Origin of the sequence: Micromonospora sp. ATCC 39149 (genome assembly GCF_000158815.1) — a bacterium.
Lineage (GTDB): Bacteria > Actinomycetota > Actinomycetes > Mycobacteriales > Micromonosporaceae > Micromonospora.
This window is the reverse complement of the sequence record NZ_GG657738.1, coordinates 406,189-415,690: the sequence shown is the minus strand read 5'-3', so window position 1 is coordinate 415,690 and position 9,502 is coordinate 406,189. Positions and strand designations below refer to the sequence as shown.

Below are 9,502 nucleotides of genomic sequence, written 5' to 3'. Positions count from 1 at the left end.
GCAATCATGCGTAGGACCTTTCTGGGGGCCGGTCTGGCCCTGCTGCTCACCGTCACCGCCTGCTCCGGCCCCGAGCCCACCGCCGCCGCCGGGCCGACGCCCGCGGGCACGCCCGCCGGCACGCCCACCGCGTCGCGGCAGGACGCGGCCGAGGCCGACCGCACCCTGGCCAGCCTGCGCCGGGTCGACGACCTGCCGATGTGGGAGATGACCTTCGTCGGCGACTACGACCCGACCGTCGGCACCGACGCCGCGCCGCCCAGCCCGTTCGGCTGCTCGCTTTTCGCCGCGTCGGGCGACCCGAGCCGGCCACTGTTCGCCCGCAACTTCGACTGGGAGGCCAACCCGGCCCTGGTGCTGCGCACCGACCCGCCGGACGGGTACGCCACGATCTCCCTGGTGGACATGTCCTACCTCGGCGTCGGAGCCGACCCCACCGGGGACCGCCGGCTGCTCAACGCGCCCCTGCTGCCATTCGACGGCATGAACGAGCGCGGGCTGGCCGTCGGGCTGGCCGCCGACGACGGCGCCACCGTCCGCGCCGAGGCGGGTCGGCCCACGGTCGGTTCGGTACGCATCCTGCGGCTGGTGCTCGACCAGGCCGCCACGGTCGACGAGGCCGTCGCCGTCTTCGGCCGGCACAACCTCGACTTCGACGGCGGGCCGCCGCTGCACTATCTGCTCGCCGACGCCACCGGCGCCTCGGCCGTGGTCGAGTTCGTCGACGGCACGATGCGGGTCGAGAAGGGGCGGGGTGGCTGGCAGGCGCTGACCAACGTGCCCGTGATCGGCGTACCCGAGGAGCGCCGGCGCACCGACCACCGCTACGGGCTGCTCGCCGCCGCCCTGGCCAAAACCGGCGGGGTGGTCGACGACCGGGCGGCGCTGGAACTGCTCAACGACGTCCGGCAGGGCCACACGCGCTGGTCGGTGACCTACGGGCTGCGCACGGGCGAGATCCACCTGCGCACGGCCACGGGCACGGACCGCCGGTACCGCCTGCCGGTCACCCTGCCGTGACGCGTCCGGCAGGGGCCGCCGCCGCTGCCGGTTGAGGGTTGGAGCCCGGGTCAGCCGCCCCGGTTCCCGGGCCCCTGGCGCGGCTGACCGCCGCCGCGATCCCGTGGCGGCGGCGGTCAGCCGGTCGTGCCGGTGGGCCGGCGACCGGGGCGATCTCGGCCTCCGGCCCACCGTCCCCCTCGGTCAGCCCTTGCGTGGCTCGAAGGTGTAGTCCACGCCGCCGACGTCGTAGCTCTCCCCGAGCCTGCGCGCCGGGCCGACCTGGACGACCTGGAGGGTGTACGCCTTCTGCAGCGTCTCGCCGGTGGCGAAGCTCAGCTTCAGCACGGGCCGCTCCTCCGGCTTGATCAGCAGGCCCTTGATCTGCGCCTTGTACGGGTCGACGACCTGCACCGAGGTCCTGCCGACCACCTGGACGCCCTCACCCTGCCCGCCAGCGGCCCGCCAGCGCTCGAACAGCTCCGGCCCGAGGTCGGCGACGATCTTGACCCCCGGCACCGGCTCGCCGAGCGGCCGGAACGCGATGTCGAACGGGGCCGGCTCGGCCAGCGCGTTCGCCAGGGCGAACGGCCGGTCGGCGACCACGCCGCCGCCCGCCGGAACGGTGTTGGCGTTCTTCCAGGCGATGTTGTTGTTGTACTGCGTGTTGATGGAGGTCGAGGTGCCCTCGAACAGCATCGGGTCGGTCGCCGACTCCCAGCGCAGCAGGAGGCAGAAGTGCCCGAGGGAGGGCACGTTCGGCCACGCGATCGACGTCGTGGTGACCCCGGGCGCGACCGGCAGGGTCTTCGACCCGATCGGCGTCCAGTGCGCCGGCCAGTTCGCGCCGCCACCGGAGGTGGTGTAGTACGCCCTCAACGTTCCGTTGCTGATTCCGGAACCGTACGGGCCATTGTTTCGCAGGTTCACGAAAATGTAGCTCGTCGATCCGATGACCGGGTTCGTGTGCGAGAGGCACTCGATTCCGTTGGGGCAGATCTTGACGTCCGGACTGCTGAAGAACGACGAGTAGATGGCACCGTGCGGTTCGAGCCCCGTGTCCGACGAGATGTCCTTGATGTAGACGTCGGTGCGGGTGTTCGCGGTCATGCCGCCCTTGTCGACCGCCGCCGTGGCGGTGCCGCTCAGTGAGAACGCCAGCGCGGCGGTCATCAGGGCACCGAACAGCAGGCGGGCCGTGCGCCGCGGGCGTGGACGTGCCAGCGTGATTCTCATGCTGATTCCCTTTCGACAGGTGGTGGTGGGTCGGTCGAGTGGTGGACAATAGTTCGGCGACCCGACCTGGCAACTGTATGACAGCGGTCGCCGTAAATGAAACAGTCGAGATTGTCGATTACTCAAAAGGCGTCCGCATTTGCCGGGGAGGTGGCAATTCCCGGATACGGCGGAACGTGAATCTGGGAGTCACGCGTCCAGAGGTATCAGATACGGCGGACGCGACTCCTGTACACCCAACCGCCGCCATGCCCGAGCGATTGGCGTCGACCCGTACGCTGGGTGACCGTGAGGCGCATCCTGTTCAGCCGGCCGCTACGCAGCGTGGCCTTCGACGTGGCGGTCTCCGGCTTCGTGGTGCTGGTCGGCCTGGCCGGGACGGCCAACCAGCGCGGCGGCTGGTGGGCCACCGGGGTCGGGGCGGCGATGGCGGTGGCCCTGCTGCTACGGCGTACCCATCCCCTGGCGGTGACGGCGGTGGTAGCCGTGCTCGCCGGCGTCCAGGTGGCCGCCGGCTGGGGACCGTTGGCCTTCGACGTGGCCGTGCTGATCGCCCTGTACAGCGTGGTGAAGTACGCCGACCGGCTGCGCGACGGCATCGTCGCCGGTGCCGTCGCCGCCGTCGGCGTGGTGCTGGCCGCGCTCCAGGTCGAGGGCACCGGCGCCTGGTGGTCCTCGGCGATCTGGCTCGCGCTGGTCACCGGCGCGGTCTGGCTCATGGGGCTGAACGTGCGCACCCACCGGCTCTACGTGCTCACCCTGGAGGAACGGGCCGCGACCCTGGAACGGGAGCGGGAGGCCGAGGCCCGCGCGGCGGTGGCCGAGGAACGCACCCGCATCGCCCGCGAGCTGCACGACGTGGTGGCGCACAGCATGGCCGTGATGATCGTGCAGGCGGACGGGGCCCGCTACCTGTTCGACCGGGACCCGCAGACCGCCCGGGAAGCGGTGCGGGTGGTCGCAGACACCGGTCGGCAGGCGCTGGAGGAGATGCGCCGCCTGGTGGGGGTGCTGCGGGAGACCAGCGCCCCCGAGCCGGCGGCCGGGCCCGACGGCGCGGGGCCTGCGGGGCTGTCGGCGGAGCCGGCGCACCGGCGGCCCGCGTTGGTGGAGCTGCCCGAGCTGCTGGACCGGTTCCGCGCCGCCGGGCTGCGCATCGACGCGACGGTCACCGGCGAGCCGCCGTCCCTGCCGCCGGGGCTGGAGCTGACCGTGTACCGGGTGGTGCAGGAGGCGCTGACCAACGCCCTCAAGCACGCCGGGGTCGGCGCGACCGTCGCGTTGAGTCTCGCCCACACCGCCGACGCCGTCGTGGTCCGGGCCGTCGACGACGGGCGCGGCCGGCCGGTGGTCCGCCCCGCGCCGTCCGGCGGTCACGGCCTGGTCGGCATGCGCGAGCGGGTGACGGTGTACGACGGCAGCCTCACCGCCGGCCCGAGGTTGGCCGGGGGGTGGCAGGTCGAGGCGCGGCTGCCGCTACCGTCGAGCACGGGGGCGGAGGTGGCGGCATGACGGTCCGTGTGGTGATCGTGGACGACCAGGCGCTGGTGCGCGCGGGTTTCCGGATGGTGCTGGACTCCCAGCCCGACCTGACCGTGGTCGGCGAGGCCATCGACGGCGCCGACGCGCTGCGGGTGCTCGACCGCGTCGAGGCCGACGTGGTGGTGATGGACATCCGGATGCCGACCATGGACGGGGTGGAGGCCACCCGGCGGATCTGCGCCGACCGGCCCGGCGACCGGCCCCGGGTGCTGGTGCTCACCACCTTCGACACCGAGGCCGACGCGTTCGCCGCCCTTCAGGCCGGCGCGAGCGGCTTCCTGCTGAAGAACGTGCCGCCGGAGGAACTGCTCGCCGCGATCCGGGTGGTCGCCGAGGGCGACTCCGTGGTAGCCCCGTCGATCACCCGCCGGTTGCTCGACCGGTTCGCCGGCCAGTTCGGCCCCGGCCCCGCCGCCGACCCCCGGCTGGCCCAGCTCACCGAACGGGAACGCGAGGTCCTCCTGCTGGTGGCGCAGGGCCTGTCCAACGCCGAGATCGCCGCCCGGGTGCACGTCGCCGAGGCGACCGTGAAGACCCACGTCGGGCGGATCCTGGCCAAGCTCCGACTCCGCGACCGCGTGCAGGCGGTGGTCCTGGCGTACGAGAGCGGCCTGGTCACCCCCGGGAGCTGACGACGGGTACGACCCAGGTCGTACGGCCACCCGCCGCCGGGACGCCTTCGGGCGCACGGCGATCGAGCGTGCGGGCGGACGCGGCGCGTCGATGCCGCCCATAGCGTCGAGGGCGTTCCAGCCAACGCCTTCACGGGGAGCACCAACGTGTCCGTACCACCTCCCGCGTTCGCCGCCGCCGGCGTCGCGGTCACCGCCCGCGCCCTGCGCAAGGAGTACGGCGCCGGCCAGGCCCGGGTCGTCGCCCTCGACGGCGTCGACGTCGACTTCGCCGCCGGCCGGTTCACCGCCATCATGGGCCCGTCCGGCTCCGGCAAGTCCACCCTCATGCACTGCCTCGCCGGCCTGGACCGGCCCACCGCTGGCGCGGTGCGCATCGGCGACGCCGACGTCGGCCGGCTCGACGACCGGCGACTCACCCTGCTGCGCCGCGACCGGGTCGGCTTCGTCTTCCAGAAGTTCAACCTGCTGCCCGCGCTGACGGCCGAGGAGAACATCGTGCTGCCCCTGGCCATCGCCGGGCGCCACCCCGACCCGGGCTGGTTGCGGCAGGTGGTCGCCGCCGTCGGGCTGGCCGACCGGCTGCGGCACCGGCCCGCCGAGCTCTCCGGCGGCCAGCAGCAGCGGGTCGCCGTCGCCCGCGCCCTGATCACCAAGCCGTGGGTGATCTTCGCCGACGAACCCACCGGCAACCTCGACTCCCGCTCGGGCGCGGAGGTGCTGCGGCTGCTGCGCGAGGCCGTCGACACGCTCGGACAGACCGTGGTGATGGTGACCCACGACCCGGTCGCCGCGAGCTACGCCGACCGGGTGGTCTTCCTCGCCGACGGCCGGCTGGTTCGCGAGTTGGCCGCGCCGACCGCCGAGGCCGTCCTCGACGCGCTCGCCCACCTCGACCCGGCCCCGGCCGCGGCGGGAACGGTGGTCCGGCGATGATCGGGCTGACCCTGCGCACCATGCGCGCCGACGCGCTGCGGCTGCTGCTGTCCGCGCTGGCCGTGGTGCTTGGCGTCGCGTTCGTCGCCGGCACTCTGATCCTCACCGACGGGATGAAGCGCGGCGCGTACGACCGGGCCGGCGTCTTCGACCGGCACACCGACCTCGCCGTGTACGCCGGGCGGAACCCGATCCCGCCCGCCCTCGTGGAGCGGGTGCGCGCGGTGGACGGGGTGAGCGCGGCGGCCGGGGAGCTGACCGGCACCGCCGGGGTTGTCGGCTCCGATGGCAGGCCAGTCCTCGGGTACGCCGTCGTCGTCGCGATCCCCACCGAGGCGGCCCTCCAGTCGTACGACGTGGTGGCCGGGCGGCTGCCGCAGCGCCCGGGCGAGGTGGTCCTCGACGCGCCCACCGTCGCCGAGGAGGGGTTCACCCTCGGCGGGCCGGTGAGCGTGGGCGGCAGCGCCGCGGCGGCCCGCCCGTACACCCTGGTCGGCACGGTCGACGTGGCCGGCACCTCCCGGGACGTCGGCGGGCCGTTTATCGGCCTGGCCGGGCCCGACGCTCTGGCCGTGTCGCAGCAGGAGGGCTACGGGCGGATCATGGTGGCCGCCGTGCCGGGCGTCCCGGCGGCGGAGCTGGCCGAGCGGGTGGCGGCCGTGGCCGGCGGCGGCGTGACGGTGAAGGGGCGGCAGGCGATCCTCGACGCCGCCGTCGACGACGCGGTTCGCGACCTGAGGCAGTTCAACCTGCTCCTGCTCACCTTCGCGGCCGTGGCGGTGGTGGTGGCCGGGTTCGTCATCGCCAACACTTTCGCCATCGTGCTCGCCCAGCGCACCCGGCGCACGGCGCTGCTGCGGCTGGTCGGCGCGACCCGGGGGCAGGTGTTACGGGCGACCCTGCTGGAGGCGGCGGTGACCGGGCTGGCCGCGTCGGCGCTCGGCGTGGCGGCCGGCGCCGGCCTCGCCGTCGGCCTGGACGCCCTGATGTCCGCGTTCGACGTGCCGATGTCCGGCGGCGGGATCGCGGTCACCGCGCCGACCGTGCTGTCCTGCCTGCTGCTGGGCACCGCGCTCACCGTGGGCTCCGCCGCCGTGCCCGCCTGGCGGGGTACCGGGGTGGCGCCGGTGGCCGCGCTCACCGACGCGGCGGTGCAGCCCACCCGCCGGGCCGGCCGGGTCCGGCTGGCCATGGGCGGGCTGGTCCTCGCCGCCGGGGTGGCCGCGCTGGCATCGGCCGGGGCCGTCGGTCAGGTGCCACTGGTCGCGGCCGGCGGGGTGCTGGCGTTCTTCGGCATCGTGCTGCTCGGGCCGGTGCTGGTGCCGGCGCTGGTGCTGGTGCTCGGCGTCCCGGCGCGTCGGCTGTTCGGGGCGACCGCCGGTCTGGCCGTGGCGAACGCGGTGCGTAACCCGCGCCGGATCGCCGCGACCTCCACCGCCCTGGTCATCGGCATCGGCCTGGTGTCCGCGTTCGTGGTCGGGGCGGGCAGCGTCAAGGCCGGCATCGAGCGGGCCGTGGACCAGCAGATCGGCGTCGACTTCCTGGTCGTCGGCGTGGGCGGAAACCTGCCCCGGCCGCTCGTCGACGAGCTGGCGGCCCGTGGCGAGCTGGGCGTCGTGCACGAGCAGCGCAGCCGGATCAGCGACGGAATCGAGCTGCGGGCCGCCCACCCGGCGCTGGTCGGGCGCACCCTGACCGCCGTGGACACCGGCGACGCCGGCCGGTTGGGGCCGGGCCGGGTGCTGGTGCACCGCGAGCTGGCCCGGGCGCGGGGCTGGGCGGTCGGCGACAGCGTCACCCTGGCCGGGCGGCCGTTCACGGTGGCCGCCGTCGTCGCCGACGACGGGCCCGCGCTGGCCGGCAGCACGGTCCCGGCCGGGCACGTGGTCGACGTGGCTGACGCCGACTTCGCCCGCCTCTTCCCGACCGAGCGCGGCTTCCTCGCCGAGGTCGACCCGGCGGCCGGGGTGCCCGCCGAGCGGGCCCGGGAGGCCGTCGAGTCGGTGGTGGCCCGGTACCCGACGGTGAACCTGATGGACCAGGCGGCGTACAAGAAGTCACTCACCGGCACGGTCGACCTGCTGCTGGCGTTCGTCGTCGCCCTGCTCGGCCTGGCCGTGGTCATCGCCCTGGTCGGGGTGGCCAACACGCTCAGCCTGTCGGTGGTGGAGCGCACCCGGGAGAACGCCGTGCTGCGGGCGGTCGGGCTGACCCGGGGCCGGATGCGGGCGATGCTCGCCGTCGAGGCGGTGCTGATGGCGCTGGTCGGCGCGGTGCTCGGGGTGGGCCTCGGCACCGGCGTCAGCGCGGGTGCGATGGCGGTGGTCGCCCGCCTCAGCGGCGAGTTCACGCTGGTGCTGCCGTGGGGGCGGCTCGGGCTGATCCTCGCGGTCGCGGTGCTGGCCGCGCTGGCCGCGTCCGTCCTGCCGGCCCGCCGCGCCCTCGCCCGCCCGATCGTGGAGTCCCTGGGGGCGGAGTAGCAAGAAGGGGCCCCTGTTAACGCTTTCGGTAGAGCAGGGGCCCCTTCTTAACGCCGGCCGCCCGTGTGGCCCGCGCGGGGCGGGCCGCGCGGGCGGCCGTCAGAGGCGCTCGACCGTCGGGCCCTGGCAGCGGTTGCGGGTGTCGAAGACGTACCGGGCGTGCCGCACCACCAGGTCGTAGTCGAGGCAGTCGTGGTCGGTCACCACCACCACGGCGTCGGCCTCGCGGACCTCGCGTTCGGTCAGGGCGACCACGACCACGCCGCCCGGCAGGTGGTGCGGCTCGGCGTACGGCTCGACCGCCCGGACCTCGGCGCCGAGGGCCTGCAGGCGGCGGGCCACGTCGACGGCGGGGGAGTCCCGCATGTCGCCGGTGTTCGGTTTGTACGCCAGCCCGAGCAGCAGCAGCCGGGCCCCGCTGACCGCCCGGCCGGCCCGGTTGAGCCCGTTCATGATCCGCTGGGTGACGTGCTCGGGCATCTCGTGGTTGACGTCGTTGGCCAGCTCGATGAACCGGAACTGCCGCCCCAACCGGCGCTTGACCTGCCAGGACAGGTAGCACGGGTCGATGGGCAGGCAGTGCCCGCCGACGCCCGGGCCAGGGCGGAACGGCATGAACCCGAAGGGCTTGGTCTCAGCGGCCTTGATCGCCTGCCACACGTCGATGTCGAGGTGGTGGCTGAGCATGGTCAGCTCGTTGATCAGCGCGATGTTGACCTGGCGGAAGGTGTTCTCGATCAGCTTGGTCAGCTCGGCGACCCGGGTGGAGTCCACCGGCACGGTCCGCTCGACGAGCCGTCGGTAGAACGCGTCGACCCGATCCCGGGAGGCCGCGTCCACGCCGGAGACCACCTTCGGGGTGTTCTCCAGCTTCCAGACGGGGTTGCCGGGGTCGATCCGCTCGGGGCTGTACCCGAGGTGGAAGTCGCCGGGGGCGGTCAGCCCGCTGGCCGACTCCAGCAGCGGCCGGAGCAACTCCTCCGTGGTGCCGGGATACGTGGTCGACTCGAGGACCACCGTGCACCCCGGCCGCACGTACGGGCCGATGCCGTCGCCGGCCTGCTCGACGTAGCTCAGGTCGGGTACGCCGTCGCGCAGCGGGGTGGGCACGGTGATCACGCAGATGTCGAAGCCCTCGGCGTCGGCGTACTCGGTGCTCGGGCGGTACCGGCCGCTGCCCAGCGCCCGGCCGAGCCGGTCGGCCGGGATGTCCTCGACGAAGGACTCGCCCGAGGCGAGCCGCTTGACCCGGTCGGCGTTGACGTCGAGGCCGACGACGTCCATGCCCGCCTCGACGGCGCGCATGGCCAGCGGCAGGCCCACGTATCCCTGGCCGATGACGACCAATTTCTCAGCGCTCACCCACGGCTCCCGCAGCAAGAGACGGAACGTACCTTCTCGTCAGCGTAAGTGAGCTTCTGGGTTTTAAGTCCGATTTGGTAAAGGTGGGGCCGATGGGACGGCGGGCGCCCCCCGGCCGGATCCGTCAAATCAGGTAGGGGGGGCCGCCCCGGGCCAGGGGAGTCAGTTCCCCTGGGCCGGCGGGTCGGCTGGCGTGCTCGCCGTGGTGGGTGGCGGGTTGGCCGGCGTGCTCGCCGTGGTGGGTGGCGGGTTGGCCGGCGTGCTCGCCGTGGTCGGTGGCGGATCCGCGGGCCGGGACGGCGGCACCCCGGTCGG

Annotated in this window: 7 protein-coding genes; 5 read left to right on the top strand and 2 right to left on the bottom strand. The window is 74.0% G+C overall.

What is annotated here, in order from left to right:
* Positions 1-1,020: carcinine hydrolase/isopenicillin-N N-acyltransferase family protein (locus tag MCAG_RS01770; RefSeq protein WP_232290043.1), on the top strand; the 1,020-nt coding region annotated here is incomplete at its 5' end.
* A 183-nt stretch (positions 1,021-1,203) separates the two neighbouring features.
* Here the strand turns inward: MCAG_RS01770 and MCAG_RS01765 are convergent.
* Positions 1,204-2,235 (bottom strand): hypothetical protein, encoded by a 1,032-nt coding sequence (locus MCAG_RS01765; RefSeq protein WP_036371917.1) that lies wholly within the window; start codon positions 2,233-2,235, stop codon positions 1,204-1,206.
* A 288-nt stretch (positions 2,236-2,523) separates the two neighbouring features.
* On the opposite strand from MCAG_RS01765, the gene MCAG_RS01760 reads away from it, so the two are divergent.
* The 4 genes from MCAG_RS01760 to MCAG_RS01745 all read left to right on the top strand — a co-directional run bounded on the left by MCAG_RS01760 (position 2,524) and on the right by MCAG_RS01745 (position 7,825).
* On the top strand, positions 2,524-3,747 hold the full coding sequence (locus tag MCAG_RS01760; protein ID WP_007071278.1) for a sensor histidine kinase: 1,224 nt from the start codon (positions 2,524-2,526) through the stop codon (positions 3,745-3,747).
* The gene (locus MCAG_RS01755) at positions 3,744-4,409 is read left to right on the top strand and encodes a response regulator transcription factor (RefSeq protein ID WP_007071277.1); all 666 of its coding nucleotides are present in this window, start codon (positions 3,744-3,746) and stop codon (positions 4,407-4,409) included. The genes MCAG_RS01760 and MCAG_RS01755 overlap by 4 nt, the downstream gene beginning before the upstream one ends.
* Positions 4,410-4,556: 147 nt before the next feature.
* Entirely contained in the window at positions 4,557-5,345 is a 789-nt protein-coding gene (locus MCAG_RS01750) for an ABC transporter ATP-binding protein (protein WP_007071276.1), read from the top strand.
* Entirely contained in the window at positions 5,342-7,825 is a 2,484-nt protein-coding gene (locus MCAG_RS01745; protein WP_007071275.1) for an ABC transporter permease, read from the top strand. Before MCAG_RS01750 ends, MCAG_RS01745 begins: the two co-directional genes overlap by 4 nt.
* 99 nt (positions 7,826-7,924) lie before the next feature.
* Here the strand turns inward: MCAG_RS01745 and MCAG_RS01740 are convergent, their stop codons facing one another.
* Complete coding sequence (locus tag MCAG_RS01740) at positions 7,925-9,187, bottom strand: nucleotide sugar dehydrogenase (protein ID WP_036375984.1); 1,263 nt, start codon at positions 9,185-9,187, stop codon at positions 7,925-7,927.
* Between the last annotated feature and the right edge of the window lie 315 nt (positions 9,188-9,502).

Excerpts from the sequence above, each read along its gene's own strand:
- MCAG_RS01755 (WP_007071277.1), top strand. The coding sequence starts at position 3,744 with ATGACGGTCCGTGTGGTGATCGTGGACGACCAGGCGCTGGTGCGCGCG.
- MCAG_RS01745 (WP_007071275.1), top strand. The coding sequence starts at position 5,342 with ATGATCGGGCTGACCCTGCGCACCATGCGCGCCGACGCGCTGCGGCTG.
- MCAG_RS01765 (WP_036371917.1), bottom strand. The coding sequence starts at position 2,235 with ATGAGAATCACGCTGGCACGTCCACGCCCGCGGCGCACGGCCCGCCTG.